The sequence below is a fragment of the Achromobacter pestifer genome, from assembly GCF_902859625.1.
Classification (GTDB): Bacteria; Pseudomonadota; Gammaproteobacteria; order Burkholderiales; family Burkholderiaceae_B; genus Achromobacter; species Achromobacter pestifer.
Map to the genome: position 1 here is coordinate 575439 of NZ_CADIJX010000003.1, position 16076 is coordinate 591514.

Annotated in this window: 14 protein-coding genes; 7 read left to right on the forward strand and 7 right to left on the reverse strand. The window is 64.7% G+C overall.

The genetic code is table 11. From position 1 onward, the window contains the following. The gene (gene pgi / locus HV753_RS14190; RefSeq protein WP_175175122.1) at positions 1–1554 is read right to left on the reverse strand and encodes a glucose-6-phosphate isomerase; all 1554 of its coding nucleotides are present in this window, start codon (positions 1552–1554) and stop codon (positions 1–3) included. 7 nt (positions 1555–1561) lie between these two features. Continuing rightward, positions 1562–2953, reverse strand: a complete 1392-nt coding sequence (locus HV753_RS14195; RefSeq protein ID WP_175175123.1) for a phosphomannomutase/phosphoglucomutase — start codon at positions 2951–2953, stop codon at positions 1562–1564. A 322-nt stretch (positions 2954–3275) separates the two neighbouring features. Between HV753_RS14195 and HV753_RS14200 the strand changes: the two genes are divergently transcribed. From HV753_RS14200 to HV753_RS14220, 5 genes are all read left to right on the forward strand, one after another. Further along, positions 3276–3905 (forward strand): BPTD_3102 family carboxylase-like protein, encoded by a 630-nt coding sequence (locus HV753_RS14200; RefSeq protein ID WP_175175124.1) that lies wholly within the window; start codon positions 3276–3278, stop codon positions 3903–3905. Between the two features lie 95 nt (positions 3906–4000). Further along, complete coding sequence (locus HV753_RS14205; RefSeq protein ID WP_175175125.1) at positions 4001–5416, forward strand: FAD-binding oxidoreductase; 1416 nt, start codon at positions 4001–4003, stop codon at positions 5414–5416. A gap of 48 nt (positions 5417–5464) precedes the next feature. Further along, positions 5465–6178, forward strand: coding sequence for a response regulator transcription factor (locus HV753_RS14210; protein ID WP_175175126.1), 714 nt, complete (start codon positions 5465–5467; stop codon positions 6176–6178). Beyond that, positions 6175–7539, forward strand: a complete 1365-nt coding sequence (locus HV753_RS14215; protein ID WP_175175127.1) for a sensor histidine kinase — start codon at positions 6175–6177, stop codon at positions 7537–7539. Before HV753_RS14210 ends, HV753_RS14215 begins: the two co-directional genes overlap by 4 nt. A 65-nt stretch (positions 7540–7604) precedes the next feature. Then, positions 7605–8396, forward strand: a complete 792-nt coding sequence (locus HV753_RS14220) for a phosphatase PAP2 family protein (RefSeq protein WP_175175128.1) — start codon at positions 7605–7607, stop codon at positions 8394–8396. Here the strand turns inward: HV753_RS14220 and HV753_RS14225 are convergent. The 5 genes from HV753_RS14225 to HV753_RS14245 form a co-directional block, all read right to left on the reverse strand. Then, complete coding sequence (locus HV753_RS14225; protein WP_175175129.1) at positions 8348–9631, reverse strand: TRAP transporter large permease; 1284 nt, start codon at positions 9629–9631, stop codon at positions 8348–8350. The genes HV753_RS14220 and HV753_RS14225 overlap by 49 nt on opposite strands. Continuing rightward, positions 9622–10185 carry a TRAP transporter small permease gene (locus tag HV753_RS14230; protein ID WP_175175130.1) on the reverse strand — a complete coding sequence of 188 codons (564 nt, stop codon included), beginning with the start codon at positions 10183–10185 and terminating at the stop codon, positions 9622–9624. Before HV753_RS14230 ends, HV753_RS14225 begins: the two co-directional genes overlap by 10 nt. 7 nt (positions 10186–10192) lie before the next feature. Next, positions 10193–11170 carry a TRAP transporter substrate-binding protein gene (locus HV753_RS14235; RefSeq protein ID WP_175175131.1) on the reverse strand — a complete coding sequence of 326 codons (978 nt, stop codon included), beginning with the start codon at positions 11168–11170 and terminating at the stop codon, positions 10193–10195. Positions 11171–11290: 120 nt separating this feature from the next. Then, positions 11291–12169, reverse strand: coding sequence for an SMP-30/gluconolactonase/LRE family protein (locus tag HV753_RS14240; protein WP_175175132.1), 879 nt, complete (start codon positions 12167–12169; stop codon positions 11291–11293). A gap of 8 nt (positions 12170–12177) precedes the next feature. Next, positions 12178–13035: an NAD-dependent epimerase/dehydratase family protein gene (locus HV753_RS14245; RefSeq protein ID WP_175175133.1), complete on the reverse strand. Its 858-nt coding sequence runs from the start codon at positions 13033–13035 to the stop codon at positions 12178–12180. Positions 13036–13164: 129 nt separating this feature from the next. On the opposite strand from HV753_RS14245, the gene HV753_RS14250 reads away from it, so the two are divergent. Beyond that, the gene (locus tag HV753_RS14250; RefSeq protein WP_175175134.1) at positions 13165–13893 is read left to right on the forward strand and encodes a FadR/GntR family transcriptional regulator; all 729 of its coding nucleotides are present in this window, start codon (positions 13165–13167) and stop codon (positions 13891–13893) included. Between the two features lie 218 nt (positions 13894–14111). Beyond that, positions 14112–16007, forward strand: a complete 1896-nt coding sequence (locus tag HV753_RS14255; protein ID WP_175175135.1) for an LTA synthase family protein — start codon at positions 14112–14114, stop codon at positions 16005–16007. The last annotated feature ends 69 nt before the right edge of the window (positions 16008–16076 follow it).

Below are 16076 nucleotides of genomic sequence, written 5' to 3' on the forward strand. Positions count from 1 at the left end.
CTAGTGGCGGCGCGCGATCGCGTCGATCCAGAAACGGGTGGAGGGGTCTTGCTGGCTGGTCTGCGGGGAGTCCAATTCGCGCATGATGTTCTTGGCCAGCACCTTGCCAAACTCCACGCCCCATTGGTCAAACGGGTTGATGCCCCAGATCACGCCTTGCACGAACACTTTGTGCTCATACAGCGCCAGCAACGCGCCCAGCGTGTAGGCTTCCAGGCGCGGCAGCACGATCAGCGATGACGGGCGTCCGCCCGGATGCACCCGATGCTGCGCCAACAGGCGCGCGCGCGCCGGATCGCGTTCGGTGGCGGAGGTCTCCGCCAGTGCCTCATCAAAGGATTTGCCACGCAGCAGCGCGGAACGCTGCGCCAGACAATTGGCGATCAGCAATTCATGGTGGCGCGCATAGGCGTGATCAGGCTGTTCGCACAGGATGAAGTCCACGGGCGCTCCCATGGTGTCCTGATGCAGCCATTGGAAGAACGTGTGTTGGCAGTCGGTGCCCGACATGCCCCAGATCGCGGCTCCTGTCGGCACGCCCGCCGGGCTGCCGTCGGCGGTGGCAACCTTGCCCAGCGATTCCATTTCCAGCTGCTGCGCCCAGGGCACGATGTGGTACAGCCGAGAATCGTAGGGCGCGATCACCAGCGAGTCATAGCCCAGCACGCTGCGGTTGACCACGCCGGCAAGTGCGAGTTGCACCGGCGCGTTCTCGGTGATCGGCGCGGTACGGAAATGCTCGTCCATGGCGGCGGCGCCAGCCAGCAACTGGTCGAATGCGTCATTGCCCAGCGCCAGCGCGATCGGCAGGCCGATCGCCGACCACAACGAGTAGCGGCCGCCCACCCAATCCCAGATCTGGAAAATATGGTCGGGCAAGATGCCCAGATTCAGCGCGGCCTCGACGTTGGAGGTGATCGCCACGACCTGCTTGATGGGATCGGCCACGCCCGCTTCGCGCAGCCAGTTCATCGCGACTTCCGCATTGGCCAGCGGTTCGGTCGTGGTGAATGATTTTGAGGCGACGATGACCAGCGTGTCGTGCGGATCCAGCCGGCTCATGGCATCGGCGACGGAATGCGAATCCACATTGGAGGCAAAACGTACTTCCCGCCGCGCGCCGCCGTGCCGCAGGGCGCGCGTCACCAGGCGTGGCCCCCAGTCGCTGCCGCCGATGCCCAGGTGCAGTACGTAGCCGTAGCGATCTGCTGCATCGGCCTCGCGCACGAATTCTCGCAGGCGTTCGCGTTCGGCCAGCACTGCGCCGGCGACCGCTGCGGGCGGCTGGGGCGCACGCAGGGCGGTATGCCAGGCGGCGCGTCCTTCGGTCCAGTTGGCGTTGCCACCGTCAAACAATGTGGCGCGGGCAGCGTCAAAGCCCTGCTGCGCCAGCAGCGCTGACGACGCCTCTTGCAAGGCGGGGGAGTGGGCCTGCGTGCTCAGGTCCAGACGCAGCCCCGGGGCGTTGATCAAGCGCAGTTGCTCGCCGCGTCGCGGTGCGGCATTCGCCGCTGCGGTGAATTGATGCCAGGCCGGGCTGTTGGGAAGAGACATGGGCGGTTCAGAAAGGCAGTTTGGCGTCCGGCGCGAGCTTGCCCAGTTCGCGGCGGAAGTCGGCTTGGATGCGTTGCAGCGCCTCGGCGGTCTGCGCTTCAAAGCGCAGCACGACGACGGGCGTGGTATTGGAGGGCCGCGCCAGGCCAAAGCCGTCGGCGTATTCCGCACGGACGCCATCGATGGTGATCACGCGGCGCGCATCGGGGAATTGACCTTGTTCCTGCAAGGCCTGGACCAGCGTGAAGGGCTGGCCTTCTTCCATTTCCAGCTTCAGTTCAGGCGTGGACACGTCTTGCGGCAAGGCTTCCAGCGGTGCGCACGCATCGGCAAAGCGCGACACGATCTCCAGCAGGCGGGCGCCGGTGTACAGGCCGTCGTCAAAACCGTACCAGCGTTCCTTGAAGAAAATGTGGCCGCTCATTTCGCCAGCCAGCGGAGCGCCGGTTTCGGCCAGCTTGGCCTTGACCAGCGAGTGGCCGGTTTTCCACATCAAGGGCACGCCACCGGCGGCTTCGACCGACAGGCCGACGTGGCGGCTGCACTTCACGTCATAGATGATGGTGGCGCCCGGGTTGCGGTCCAGCACGTCGCGGGCAAAGAGCACCAGTTGGCGGTCGGGCCAGATGATCTGGCCCGATTTGGTGACCACGCCCAGGCGGTCGCCGTCGCCGTCGAAGGCCAATCCCAGTTCGCAGTCGGTTTCCGCCACGCACTTGATCAGGTCTTGCAGATTCTTGGGTTCGGCGGGGTCGGGATGGTGGTTGGGGAACGTGCCGTCCACTTCGCAGAACAGTTCAGTGACCTCGCAGCCCAGTGCGCGGAACAACTGGGGGGCGACCGCACCGGCCACGCCATTGCCGCAATCGATCGCAATTTTCATGGGACGGGCCAGCTTGATGCCGGAGGCCACGCGGGCAATATAGGAGGCAACCAAGTCCAACTGACGACGTATGCCGGGGCGTTCTGCCGGCGCCGGGCTAGCGCCGTTCATGGCAGCCCCCAGGGCCTGGACGTCATCGCCATACAGGGCGCGGCCGCCCATCATCATCTTGAAGCCGTTGTATTTGGGCGGATTGTGGCTACCCGTGATGGCCACGCCGGAGCCGGTCTGCATGATGTTCGCGGCAAAATAGACCAAGGGCGTGGGAACCATCCCGACGTCGAGGGTATCCACACCGCCTTCCAACATACCTTCCTGCAACGCGATCGACAGCATTTCGCTGCTGAGGCGGCCGTCCCGGCCTACGACCAGCGTCTGCACGCCTGCGTCGCGCGCACGGGCTGCCAGTGCCACGCCCAAGGCGCGGGCGAAGTCGGCGTCGATCAGATCCGGCACGGTGCCGCGGATGTCGTAGGCCTTGAAGACGGAAGAGGGAAAGGGATTTTGTTTGCCCACGACGATTCCTTGATAAGGGAGTAGCTGCGCAGATTCTGACGGGATTTAATGGTAAACCCGCACATCAAAATCAGATTAGTAAAGGGGTCAAGTTGGAATTATCCCCCATTGGACGGGCCTGCCTCATCCAACGGGCGGTGTAGGGCATCTTAAGGGTTGGCGTACGCCCTGATTTGGTGCACGGGATGGCGCGGGCTCCTTGATCCGGTGCGTTGGCGGCAACGCGGCAAGGGCTTTGCCAGGGGCGGCGGCGTGGCATGGAACTTGCTCGTCATCCGAAGGTGATACGCTTGCTATGCAAGCAGAAAGACCGGGAGGGGCCATGGGTGCCAAAGTTTCTACTGTCATGTCATCGCGGGGCGCCACCAGCAGGCGCGGCCCCCCCACGGACTACGCCGGACCCGCAGCAGGCCGCGAGCGCCGCCTTGATATCCATGTCTTCGTATCCGAAGCCGGCGAATTGGCCACAGGCCGGGCCTGGGAACGCTGCGTCTGGCGTGAAGCCCGGGTACTGATCGCCGAGTGCCCGGCGCCGCATCTGCCGTCTTCCGTCGAGGCCGCGCTGCGCACGATTGCCGCCGATGTGGCTCGTGACCGAGGATGGCAGGGGATGGGTACGGTGGCTTTTTCGCTGGACGACCGCAGTGGCGTGTTCCGGGTGACGGGCGCGCAGGCGCAGCCACATGCGGGCTCGGCGGTGGCGGGGCATGATCCCGATGCCGCCCATGCGCTGGAAATGCGCATCGACGGTTGCGTGGACCGCCGCCTGCCCTGCACGCGGCTGCTGGTATGCGGCGCGACGCGCGGCGAGGCTCTGCGCCGTGCCTACCGTGCTCTCTCCGAAATGCCGGGTCCTGCGGGCGTCGACCGGGCTTTTCTCATGAACCGCATTGCGTCCCGTGCCTACTGCTCTGGCCTGACGGGTACACGGTTGGACCAGGTGGTCGGTTAGGGCCAGCTTCGGCCCGGGCGATTCCGCCCCTACAATAGTCCGCACATCCCTTGATCTGCGCCTGGGCGAGACCAGGCCTTCCTTGTGCGGCGCCTATGACATTGCTGAGCGATCTACAGTCCCTGCTGGGGTTCTCCCATGTGTTGACCGGCGAGGACGCTGAATCCTACGTGCTGGATTGGCGTCGCCGCTACCGGGGCGTGGCGCTGGCGGTGATCCGGCCAGGTTCCACCCAGGAAGTCGCTGCGGCGGTGAAGCTGTGCCTGCATCATGGCGTGCCGCTTGTGCCGCAAGGTGGCAATACCGGCCTGTGCGGCGGCGCCACGCCGGACGACTCCGGCCGTGCGGTGGTGTTGTCCACCTCGCGCCTGACCGCCGTGCGCAACCTGGATACCGCCAACGACACCATCACCGTGGAAGCCGGTTGCATCCTGCAAGCCGTGCAAGAGGCCGCCGCGGCGGCGGATCGCTTGTTCCCGCTTAGCCTCGCGGCCGAAGGCAGCTGCACGATTGGCGGCAATCTTGCCACCAACGCGGGCGGTACGCAGGTGCTGCGCTACGGCAACACGCGCGACCTGACGCTAGGTCTGGAAGTCGTTACCGCGGAGGGCGAGATCTGGAACGGCCTGCGCGGCCTGCGCAAGGACAATACCGGCTACGACTTGCGTGACCTGTACATCGGCAGTGAAGGGACGCTGGGCATCATCACTGCCGCCACCCTGAAATTATTTCCCCGCCCCGTGGCTTCGTGCACCGCGCTACTGACGCTGGACACCATCGATCACGCGGTGGATCTGCTGGCGCGCGCACGTTCGGGCTTTGGCTCCGCGCTGACCGGGTTTGAACTCATGAGCGGCGCTTGCCTGCAAGCCGTGGTGCGCCTGTTTCCGCAACAACGGCTGCCCTTTGAAGGCGGCGCTGCCGAATCGCCTTGGTTCGCGCTGCTTGAGCTGTCCGACAGCGAAAGCGAGGCGCATGCGCGCGACCGCTTCGAGGCCGTGCTGGGCGATGCCATCGATGCGGGCCTGATCGACGATGCCGCCATTGCCGCCAACGTGGCGCAGAGCAAGGCGCTTTGGCACTTGCGCGAGAGCATCCCGCTGGCCGAGGCCGAACTGGGCAAGTCGGTCAAGCACGACGTGTCCATTCCCATTTCTTCCATCGCCGGGTTCGTGCACAAGACCAATGCCTTGCTGCAAGCGCGCTTTCCCGGCGTGCGCCACGTGATCTTCGGGCATCTGGGCGACGGCAATTTGCATTACAACGTGGCCAATGCGCCCGGCCAGACTGAGAGCGAGTTGTTGGCGCTGCAAAGCGAAATCTATGGCGTCGTGCATGACAGCGTGCACGCCCACAGCGGGTCGATCAGTGCCGAGCACGGAGTGGGGCAACTCAAGCGCGACGAACTGCCGCGGTACAAGAGCCCCGTCGAGCTGGCGCTGATGCTGCGCATCAAGCGTGCGCTGGATCCGCAAGGGCTGATGAATCCAGGCAAGGTGCTGCAAGCGTAGGGCGCTTGCGCACCGGCCCGGCCGTACTTTCCATTCGGAGCGTCAACCATGGCAGCCAGCCCCGCAGCGGGTGCGAACAACCGGATCTTGATCGTTGAAGATGATCACATCATCGCCGGCAACCTTTACACCTTTCTGGAGGCACGCGGATTCTTGCCGGACGTGGCCTACACCGGCCACGCCGCGCTGGAGCGCGCGAAAGAGCAACGCTTCGATGCCCTGATCCTGGACATTGGCCTGCCGGGCATGGACGGCAATGCGGTACTGCACACCTTGCGCAACGACATGCGGATGGCAGTGCCGGTGCTGATGCTGACCGCGCGCGATAGCCTTGAGGATAAGTTGGCGGGGTTCTCGCACGGCGCGGACGACTATCTGACCAAGCCGTTCGCCCTGCTTGAAGTCGAGGCCCGCCTGCTGGCTCTGATCCAGCGCGCCAAGGGGGCCACGGTGGATTCGATCCGCCAATTCGGCCCGTTGCAATACGATACGCGCAGCCGTAGCGTGTCGGTCAACGATACCCCCGTGCACCTGACGCGCAAGGCTGGCCTGATCATGGAAGCCCTGATGCGCGATCCGGGCAGGGTGGTGGCGCGTGAAGAACTGGAGTCCGTATTGTGGGGCAATGAGCCTCCGTCCTCAGACGCGCTGCGCAGTCAGGTCCACCTGCTGCGCCGGGCCTTGGCCGACGCGGGCTTTGACGGTATCGAGACCATGCATGGAACCGGCTGGCGGCTGGTGCTGACCGGGGGCGAGCCATGACATCGGCGGCCGGCGGCACATTGACCCAACGGGTGGTGTGGGCGTTGACGGGCACGGTTGCGCTGTTCGTGACGGCGCTGGCGCTGTTGGCCTACTTGACCTTCGACCAGATGGAAGACGATCTGGTCAACGACATTCTCAACACCGAAATGGACCGCCTGGTCCAGCATGCACGGGCCAGCGACGAGTTCATGCCGCGTCGGGGCGCGCGAGAACTGGGCGGCGCGATGCGGGCATGGATGAGCGTGGATGGCCAGCGCCCGGCGGGTATTCCCGACGAAGTGGTGGGGCTGGAAAGCGGGCTGCACCTGATCGAGCCGGGCGCCTATACCTGGCACGTGATGGTGGCCGAGACAGGCCGGGGCAAGGTCTACCTGCTGTACGACGCCACCGACAACGAAGAACGGGTTCATGACTTCGGCCTGATCGTGTTGGGCGTGGGCGCCATCTGCGTGGTGGGCGCTTATGCGCTGTCGCGGCGGGTGGCGGCCGTGGCGGTGGGGCCCCTGCTGGATCTGACGGATCGGCTGTCGACCTGGGCGCCCGGTTCTCCGGACATGGCGGTCACCCGCGATGACGAGGCGGGCCGGCTGATCGAGGCTTTCAACCGCGTGCAGAACCAGGTCGATCGATCGATCGCCCGTGAACGCGAATTCGCGGGCAACCTCAGCCATGAAGTCCGCACGCCGCTGGCGGCCATCCGTTCCGACAGTGAACTGATGTTGCTGACCCAGGCGCTGACGCCGGATCAACACCAGCGCCTGACCCGGGTGGTGGACAACGTGGATGATGTGATCGTTTGCCTGGAGAGCGCGCGGGCAATGGCGCGTGACCAACTGCTGCCACCGGCACCGGTGGATGTGGCTGAATGCATGGAAGATGCCTGGCGTGGCTACCAGACCTTGGCCGGGCAGGCTGAACTGCGCCTGGACAACCAGATCGCGCCCGGCCATGTCCTGACATTAGACCGCTATGCGCTCTTGACCGTGCTGCGCAACCTGGTGCGCAACGCCGTGGAACATGCCGCCCCGGCCACGCTGACGACTCGTTTCAGCGCGCAAGGCGTGCTTGAACTGAGCGATGATGGCAAGGGAATTGCCACCGACGACCTGCCGTTCCTGTTCCGCCGCTACTACAGCGGACGGATGCGGGATTCCAATACGGGTGATCGCGATGAAACCGCCCGGGGGTTGGGGCTGGCGATCGCCAAGCGCGTCTGCGACATGCAAGGTTGGTCGCTGACCGTTGAATCGTCGCGCGAGCCGGAATCCCGGGGCACGCGCTTTTCCCTGCGATTCGAGGGAGGGGGCGCCGCCACGCCGGCCGGGGGTGTCGCGTCGGAGCGACAAGGCCGAATTTGACGAAATTTCGACTCTCGGCGAACTAAGCTCTTCACCTGTCCGATGCGTCCCTGGTCTATCGACCCATGCCGTCCCCTTTGCTGTCCGCAGCGCGCGCGCCGACGCCTGCCTGGTACCTGAGCAGTCAGCTGATCGGCGTGACGCTGGCGCTAGCGTGCCTGGCCTGGTGGGCCAATGCCTCGGGCCTGGATCTGCGCATTGCCCGGGCGCTTTTCGACCCCGTGCTGGACGACTTTCCGCTGCACGTGAACCGCTGGCTGGATCTGCTGGGGCACCGCATGGTGCTGGCGCTGCCGATCGCTGTTGCGCTGGCCGCCGTCGGCGTGGCGGCCGCCAGTTTCCGCATTCCGGCCTGGCGTCCGTGGCGTGGGCCGGCTCTGGCGCTGGCCGCCACCTGCCTGGTGGGGCAGGTGGTCGTGAATCAACTGAAGCACTACACCACCTTGCCGCGCCCCTACGATCTGGAAACCCTGGGTGGCTATACGCCGTATCCGCTGCACTGGTGGACTTGGGTGCGTGCGCGATCCGGGGGCGCCATGCCCAGTGGTCATGCGGGCGCGGGCTATTCAATGCTGACGCTGTACTTTGTCGGGTGGGCCCTGGACCGGCCGGCCTGGCGCTGGTGGGGCCTGGCCGTGGGAGTGACCGCTGGTGTTGGGTTTTCGGCGGTGCGCATTGTGCAGGGCGCCCATTTTCTGAGCCAGACGCTCTGGTCGGCCGCATTGTTGTGGTTCTTGGCGGCGTTGTTTTTCTATCCGCTGATCGCGGGACGGAGCCGCGCTAGCGATCCGTCCCACGAGTCACCCGATCAGTTAAGCAACACGCCAGGCAACCAGAGCGAAAAAGCCGGCACATAGGTCACCAGCGCCAGCGCGGCCAGCAAGGCGCCATAGAAGGGCCAGATCGTCCGCATCACGGTGCCCACCGATACGCCGCCGATCGCGCACCCCACGAACTGTGTCGTTCCGACCGGAGGCGTGTTCAGTCCCAGCGCGCAATTCAACAGCATCACGATCCCGAATTGCACCGGCCCCATGCCGTACTGCATGCAGATCGGCAGGAAGATCGGCGTGCAGATCAGGATGGTGGCGGCCATGTCCAGAAAGGTGCCCAGCACGAACAGGATGACGTTGACCATCAGGAAGATGGCCCACGGACTGGTCGATACCGAAGCCATCAGCTCGCCCGTTTTTTCGGCCACGCCGTAGAAGCTGATCAGGTAGCCGAAGGTGGCTGAGATGCCGATCAGCAGTAACACGACGCCCGTCGTCTTGACGGCCTTGCTGGCGGCGCGCACGAACTGGTCCCAAGTCAGTGATCGATACACGAAGACCGTGAGGGCCAGCGCATACAGCACCGCCACCGCCGCGGATTCGGTTGCGGTGAAGACGCCGCTCAGGATGCCCGTGATGATCAGCACCACCACGAACAGGCCAGGCGCCGCCGCCACCAGCGAACGCAGCACGATGTGCCACCCCGGGAACGTGCCCGCCGGATAGCCCCGGCTGCGCGCCACGAAATACGCCGCGGCCAGATTGCACAGGGTCAGGATCACTGCTGGCACGACGCCTGCCGCGATCAGGGCCGCGATCGATACCTTGCCGCCTGCGGCCAGCGTGTAGATGATGATGTTGTGGCTGGTGGGCATCAGCGCGCCGACCAGGGCGGCATGCGTGGTCACGTTCACCGCGTAGTCCGCGTGATAGCCCTCGCGCTTCATCATCGGGATCATCACCGAACCCATCGCGGACACGTCCGCCACGGGCGACCCCGACACGCCGCCGAACAGCGTGCAGGCCACCACGTTGGACATGCCCAGCCCTCCGCGCACGTGCCCCACCAGCGACTTGGCAAACGCCACGATGCGGTCGGCGATGCCGCCGTACAGCATCAGTTCACCCGTGAAGATGAAGAAGGGGATGGCCAGGAACGAGAAGGCGTTCATGCCGGACGTCATCTGCTGGAAGGCCACCGCCAGCGGCAGGTCTTCGACCATGATGGCGGTGATGGACGACAGGCCGATGGCGAAGGCCACGGGCACGCCGATCACCAGGAACCCCATGAACGTAAAGGAAAGCAGTGTCAGCGCCATGCCGGTACCACCTTATGGTTGCGTAGGATGGCGATGATGTGCTCGATGGAGAAGAGCGCGATCAAGGTGCCGGACAGGGTGGCGGGGATGTACTTCCAGGCGTTCGATATCCCCAGGTTCGGGATCTTGTAGGCGGCGACGGATTCCGCCAACACGCCGCAGTTCCATGCCATCAGCACGCCAAACAGCAGCACCAGCAGATGGATGAAGATCCGCAGCCGCCGCTGGCCGGCTTTCGGCAGGGCATCCAGCAGCGATTCAAAGCCGATGTGGCCCGCATCGCGCACGCCCACTGCCGCGCCCAGCATCGTGACGTACAGCACCAGCAGCAACGCCAGGCTTTCCGCCCAGGTCGGTGTGCTGTTGAGCACGTGGCGGCCGACGATCTGCAACGTTACGGCGACGATCAGGCAGACCAGTCCCAGCACGCTGGTCCACATGCAGGCACGCGCCAACACCGCGCAACCGCGCGTATAGGCATCCAGCGGGGCAGCCAGGGCTTGCGCCCGGCCCCCCGCGGCGACATCGGTTTCATTCGTGGGTGTGGCCAACATGGTGTCCTCACTGAACGGCCTGGATCTTCGCGACCAGGTCTTTCATTTCAGGTGTTGTGACGAAGCGGTCGTACACGGGCTTCATCGCGCCCTGGAACGATGCCTTGTCCACCTCCACGATCTGCGAGCCCGCCTTTTCAACCACGGCGCGCGATTTCTGTTCGCGCTCGTCCCACAGCTTGCGCATGAACGGAACGGATTCGCGCGCCGCGTCGCGCAGGATCTTCTGGTCCTCGGGCGGCAGCTTGTCCCATTGGCGCTTGGAGAAGATCAGGATCTCTGGCGTCATGGTGTGCTCGGTCATCGCGTAGTACTTGGCGACCTCGTAGTGATGCGCGCTTTCGTAGCTGGGGAAGTTGTTTTCGGCGGCGTCCACCAACCCCGTTTTCAAGGACGTGTAGACCTCGCCCATCGGCATTGGCGTGGCATTGCCGCCCATCGCTTCAACCATGGCGACGGACAGGTCGGATTGCTGCACGCGGATCTTCTGCCCCTTGGCGTCGGCCAGCGTCTTGATCGGCTTGTTGCGCGTGTACATCGAACGCGAGCCGCTGTCATACCAAGCCAGGCCAACAAAACCGGCCCCTTCGCAGGAACGCAGGATCTGGTCGCCGATGTCGCCATCGAGCACCTTGTGCAGATGTTCCTTGGAGCGGAACAGGAAGGGCAGCGATGGCACGCGCGTGGTTTGGCAGATGTTGTGCATCGCGGCGCTGGAGACGCGGGCCATGGCCAGGGCACCCAGCTTCACCTGTTCGATCGAATCGTCTTCATTGCCCAGCGCGCCGCCGGCATACACCTTGACGGTGATGCGGCCATTGGTGCGTTGCTTGACCAGTTCACCGAAGTGGCGCACGGCCAGCACGGTGGGATAGTCGTCGGGATGGATGTCGGCTGAGCGCAGCTCGGCGGCGTGGGTGGCGGGAATCAGCGTCAGCAAGGCGGCCGCCGCCAAAATGGCGCGGGTCAGGGTGGGGCGCAGCATGTCTACCTCCGGTTGGAGTACGGCGTTTCGTTGAGGGCCGGGACGGCCTCGAAGCTCTTTGATAGATACGGACCTGCTTACTTCGCTTTTGGGGCGGGTGACGGTCTCCCCGATCGGGTGCTAGCCGGCGCTTGCGGTTTCCTCCAAGCCTTGCGCGCCGGGGCGCAGGGCGAACACGGCGCCGTCGAGAGCGCCGGGGGCGGCGGACGGAAGGCGGATCGACGTGATGAACAGCGTGTCCATGCCGGCGCCGCCGAACGCGCACATCGCGACCTTGGCGACGGGCACGGAGTAGGTCTGGTCCAGGCGGCCATCGGGCGTGTAGCGGTAGACGCGGCCGGCGTCGTTGCCGCAGATCCAGTAACCGCCGTCCGTATCCACCGCAGCGCCGTCGGGCCGGCCGGCCGGCAAGGCGGAGATGAAGGGGCGGCGGTTGTGCGGCATGCCTGTGTCGCTGTCGTAGTCGAAGGCCCAGACCATCGCGCGCGACGGGTGGGAGTCCGACAGGTACATCGTCCTGCCATCCGGGCTGAACGCCATGCCGTTGGGCACGATCAAGTCGTCCAGCAGCACGGCGAGGCCTTGGACGTCATAGCGGTAGAGTTTGCCGGCAGCCTGCGCCAGGCCCATGTCCATCACCATCGTGCCGGCCAGGAAGCGGCCTTGGCGGTCGCAGCGGCCATCGTTGAAGCGCATGCCGGGCGCCGCATGGGGGACGCTGGCCAGGAGCCGGGGCACACAGGGCTCGCCCGCTTGCAGCGCGTCGCAGGCGTACAGCCCATCTTCCATCGCCAGCAACCAGCCTGCGCCGCGCATGGCGATGCAACCCGCCATCTGCGGCAGCGCCCACTGCGCGATGTCGCCGGTTCCGGGCGACCAGCGCCACAGTGCCTTGCCAGGAATGTCGGTCCAGGTGAACGTCTGGTCGGCGGAGCGCCAGACCGGGCTTTCGCCTGTGCCGCACAACAGGTTTCCGATACGTTCGGCGGTTGCCGGCATGGTGATGCCTACTCGGTTGGGGAGGAGGGCGGAAAGGGGAAGGGTCCCGCTTTGACGAACGCCCCGCCCTGGTAGCGGGCGGCGGGGTCGTCGGCCGCCAGCGCGGGTTGCGCCTCGACCTGCGCGCGAAAGGACTCGGACGAATCTTGGGGGACGAACCCCAATACCTTGGCTGCGTCGTCGTGCCACCAACGATCGCGATTGGCGGATGCGCCATATACGATCAGGTGGCCGACGCCGGGTGTGAACAGCGACCGCGTGACCAGATCGCTCAGGTCGTCGTAGCTTAGCCACGTGACCATCATGCGGCGGTCCTTGGGTTCGGGAAACGACGAGCCAATGCGCAGGCACACGGTTTCGATGCCGTATCGGTCGAAGTAGAACCGTGACAGGTTTTCGCCATAGGCCTTGCTCAGGCCGTAGTAGCCGTCGGGGCGCAGGGGCGCGCTGGCATCCAGCTGCTTGCCCTGCTCATGAAAGCCGATGACGTGGTTTGAACTGGCGAACACCACGCGGCGCACGTTGTGGATACGGGCGGCCTCATACAGGTTGTAGACGCCCTGGATGTTGGCAGGCAGGATTTCGTCGAACGGCCGCTCCACCGAGACGCCGCCCAGGTGCACAATGGCGTCGACACCCTGCACCAGCTGGAGTACCGCCGTGGCATCGGCCAAGTCGCAGGGGAGGGTTTCTTCGCCTTGGCCGGCAGGCTCCAGAGCGGCAAGGTCAAGGTCCGACACGCGCAGCACTTCCGCGTGGGCCTTTAGCCGGGGACGCAGTACCCGGCCCAGGTTGCCCGCCGCGCCAGTCAACAACAAGCGATGGCAACGAAAGGAGGCAGGCATGTTGTTGATAGTTCGGCTCATGGCGCAACGCTCGGTGGATGGCGCAGTGGAGTGGACTTATCTGGTACGTTATCGTACAACTTCAGCAAAGTATAATGACCGCCAAATTTCAGCGTCAAGCTTTGCGCAACCGCCTTCGGATAATCCCTGATGAACGCTCCTGTCGATACCCCCGTTTTGCCACAGCGTCGTCCCCGGAACTTGGCCCAAGGCCTGGTCGAGAGCATTTCCGAACGCATCCGAAGCGGTGAAATCCACCCCGGCGACAAGCTGCCCACCGAATCCGAAATCATGCGTCAGTTCGGCGTCAGCCGAACCGTCGTGCGCGAGGCGTTGTCGCGCCTGCAAGCGTCGGGGCTGGTCGAAACGCATCACGGCGTGGGCACCTATGCGCTGGAACCCAGCGGCAGCGGTGACTTCCGCATTGATCCGGCCGACATCGCCACCGTGCGCGATGTGCTGGTGCTGCTGGAATTGCGCATCTGCCTGGAAAGCGAGGCCGCGGGCCTGGCCGCCATCCGTCGTAGCGATGTGCAGTTGCAGGAGATGCGCCGTGCGCTGGACCTGTTCCGCAATGCGCTGGAGAACGGCGGCGATACGATCACTCCCGATTTCCAGTTTCACCTGCTGGTGGCGCAGTCCACCGACAACCGCTACTTCGCGGACCTGATGTCGCACCTGGGGTCGGCCATCATTCCGCGTACTCGCATCAATTCGGCCAAGTTCGCACACGAAGACCGCGCCGCCTATCTGGCGCGCGTGAACCTTGAGCACGAAGATATCTACAGCGCCATCCTGCGCCAGGACGCCGAGGCCGCGCGCGCGGCCATGCGCACGCACTTGAGCAATAGCCGCGAACGCCTGCGCCGCGCGCAGTAGCCGGCGTGGGGCGTGGCGTTGGGTTGCGTCGAGCGGTTGAAATATGATGTCGTACAACGTTTGAGCCACGCAATATCGCCGTTCATGGCGGTGAAACCGCGTTAACCTTGGCCCGTTTTCATTTCAGGACAACGAGGCGGCATGGCTTTGCTCGGCACCCCCAGCAGGATCACTTCATCTGAACAAGCGAGCTCGCGCCGCTCTTGGAGGGCTGCCGCATGCGTCGCCTGACACTCCGGTTTATCCTCGCCGTCCTGGTGATGTTGACGCTGTCGCGTCTGGGCCTGTCATTCTGGATGTGGGACCGCGTGCAAGCGGCTGGCGGCTTATTGCCCGTGCTCTTCGGCGGGTTGCGCATCGACGTCTGCCTGTTGTCGATGGTGGTTGCGCTGCCGGCGGTGTTTTCGCCCTGGTTCGGGCACCGGCCGATGGCTGCCCGCATCACGGCATGGTGGTTCCGCATCTGGTGGATGTTGTATGTGCTGCTGGAAGTCTCCACGCCGCAATTCATCGCGGAATACGACACGCGCCCGAACCGCCTGTACTTCATCTACCTGTTGAATCCGAAAGAAGTGGGTTCCATGCTGTGGCAGGGCTACAAGGGCGTCTTGCTGGCCGCCTTCGTGGTGCTGTTGGTGGCGGCCTGGCTCGCGGTCAAGCTGTTCCCGACGCGCGCGCGTGATCCGTTCATGGCATGGTGGAAACGGCCGATCGCGTCGTTCGTGATCTTGGCTCTGGCGGTGTTGGGCGCGCGCGGCACGTTGGAGCACCGCCCGATCAACCCGGCCAAGGTGGCCTTCAGTTCGGACGCCATGGTCAACTCGCTGGCGCTCAACTCGCTGTACAGCGTGTTTGACGCGGCCTATCGCATGCGGGACGAGCGTTCGTCTGCTGCCATGTATCCCAAGATGCCGGTTGACCAGATGAACGCCATCGTGCGCGAGAAAGCTGGCCTGACCGGTGCGCCGCTGGACGCGCGATATCCCAGTCTGCACGAGCAGAAAGCCACGGTGCGCCGCGATAAGCCGCTGAATGTCGTGATCATCTTGCAGGAAAGCCTGGGCGCGCAATACGTGGGCAGCCTGGGCGGTCGCGACCTGACCCCCAACATCGATCGCCTGTCCAGGGAAGCCTGGATGTTCCACCGTGCCTACGCCACGGGCACACGCTCGGTGCGTGGCATCGAAGCGGTGACGGCGGGCTTCCTGCCCAGCGTGGCCGACGCGGTGGTCAAGCTGCCGCGTTCGCAGACGGGTTTCTTCACGCTGGCACAGGTGCTGGGCAAGCACGGCTATCACTCGCGCTTTGTCTACGGCGGCGAATCGCACTTCGACAATATGCGCGCCTTCTTCCTGGGCAATGGCTTTGACGAAGTCATCGACCGTCCGAAGTTCGTGAACCCGGTATTTGAGGGGTCATGGGGCGCTTCGGACGAAGACATGTTCAACCAGGTCGACCGCCTGCTGCGCGCCGACGGCGACAAGCCGGTCTTCACCCTGGCGTTTTCAGTGACGAACCATTCGCCATGGGAGTACCCCGAAGGCCGCATCCAGCCCGTGGGCGACCCGGCCACCGTGGACAACACCGTGCGCTACGCGGATTGGGCCCTGGGCCAGTTCTTTGAGAAGGCCAAAAAGGCGCCGTACTGGGAAAATACGGTGTTCCTGGTCATCGCGGACCATGATTCGCGCGTGTATGGTTCGATCCCCGTTCCCGTGCGCCATTTCCAGATCCCCGCGCTGTTCCTGGGCGCTGGCATCGCGCCGCGCCAGGACGAACGGCTGGTCAGCCAGATCGACATGGCTCCCACCCTGCTGTCCTTGATTGGTCTGGACAACGTGAATCCGATGCTGGGCGCCGACCTGACCCAACGCGATCCGAACCGCGCCATCATGCAGTACGCCGACAATTTCGGATACCTGCAAGGCGATAAACTCCTGGTGCTGGAACCGTCCAAGCCCCCGAGCGAATTCCGCTACAAGGCCGCACCCGTGGGCCAGGACGAAACGTACGATCCCGTGCAACCTACGGATCCGGCACTCACTGAAGAGGCCCTGGCGCATGCGCTCTGGGCAAGCTGGATCTATCGCGAGGAAAAATACCGCCTGCCTTGAGCGGCACGGCGCCGGATGGGGCAGAGCCCCGACGGCCGGTCCCATGTGGGCTGGCTTGATCCTGCGCAA

What these genes read in the sequence shown, in the direction of transcription:
- HV753_RS14210 (WP_175175126.1), top strand. Translation starts at nt 5,465, where the DNA reads ATGGCAGCCAGCCCCGCAGCGGGTGCGAACAACCGGATCTTGATCGTT.
- HV753_RS14205 (WP_175175125.1), top strand. Translation starts at nt 4,001, where the DNA reads ATGACATTGCTGAGCGATCTACAGTCCCTGCTGGGGTTCTCCCATGTG.
- HV753_RS14240 (WP_175175132.1), bottom strand. Translation starts at nt 12,169, where the DNA reads ATGCCGGCAACCGCCGAACGTATCGGAAACCTGTTGTGCGGCACAGGC.
- HV753_RS14235 (WP_175175131.1), bottom strand. Translation starts at nt 11,170, where the DNA reads ATGCTGCGCCCCACCCTGACCCGCGCCATTTTGGCGGCGGCCGCCTTG.
- HV753_RS14225 (WP_175175129.1), bottom strand. Translation starts at nt 9,631, where the DNA reads ATGGCGCTGACACTGCTTTCCTTTACGTTCATGGGGTTCCTGGTGATC.
- HV753_RS14200 (WP_175175124.1), top strand. Translation starts at nt 3,276, where the DNA reads ATGGGTGCCAAAGTTTCTACTGTCATGTCATCGCGGGGCGCCACCAGC.
- pgi (WP_175175122.1), bottom strand. Translation starts at nt 1,554, where the DNA reads ATGTCTCTTCCCAACAGCCCGGCCTGGCATCAATTCACCGCAGCGGCG.
- HV753_RS14250 (WP_175175134.1), top strand. Translation starts at nt 13,165, where the DNA reads ATGAACGCTCCTGTCGATACCCCCGTTTTGCCACAGCGTCGTCCCCGG.
- HV753_RS14255 (WP_175175135.1), top strand. Translation starts at nt 14,112, where the DNA reads ATGCGTCGCCTGACACTCCGGTTTATCCTCGCCGTCCTGGTGATGTTG.
- HV753_RS14220 (WP_175175128.1), top strand. Translation starts at nt 7,605, where the DNA reads ATGCCGTCCCCTTTGCTGTCCGCAGCGCGCGCGCCGACGCCTGCCTGG.
- HV753_RS14215 (WP_175175127.1), top strand. Translation starts at nt 6,175, where the DNA reads ATGACATCGGCGGCCGGCGGCACATTGACCCAACGGGTGGTGTGGGCG.
- HV753_RS14245 (WP_175175133.1), bottom strand. Translation starts at nt 13,035, where the DNA reads ATGAGCCGAACTATCAACAACATGCCTGCCTCCTTTCGTTGCCATCGC.
- HV753_RS14230 (WP_175175130.1), bottom strand. Translation starts at nt 10,185, where the DNA reads ATGTTGGCCACACCCACGAATGAAACCGATGTCGCCGCGGGGGGCCGG.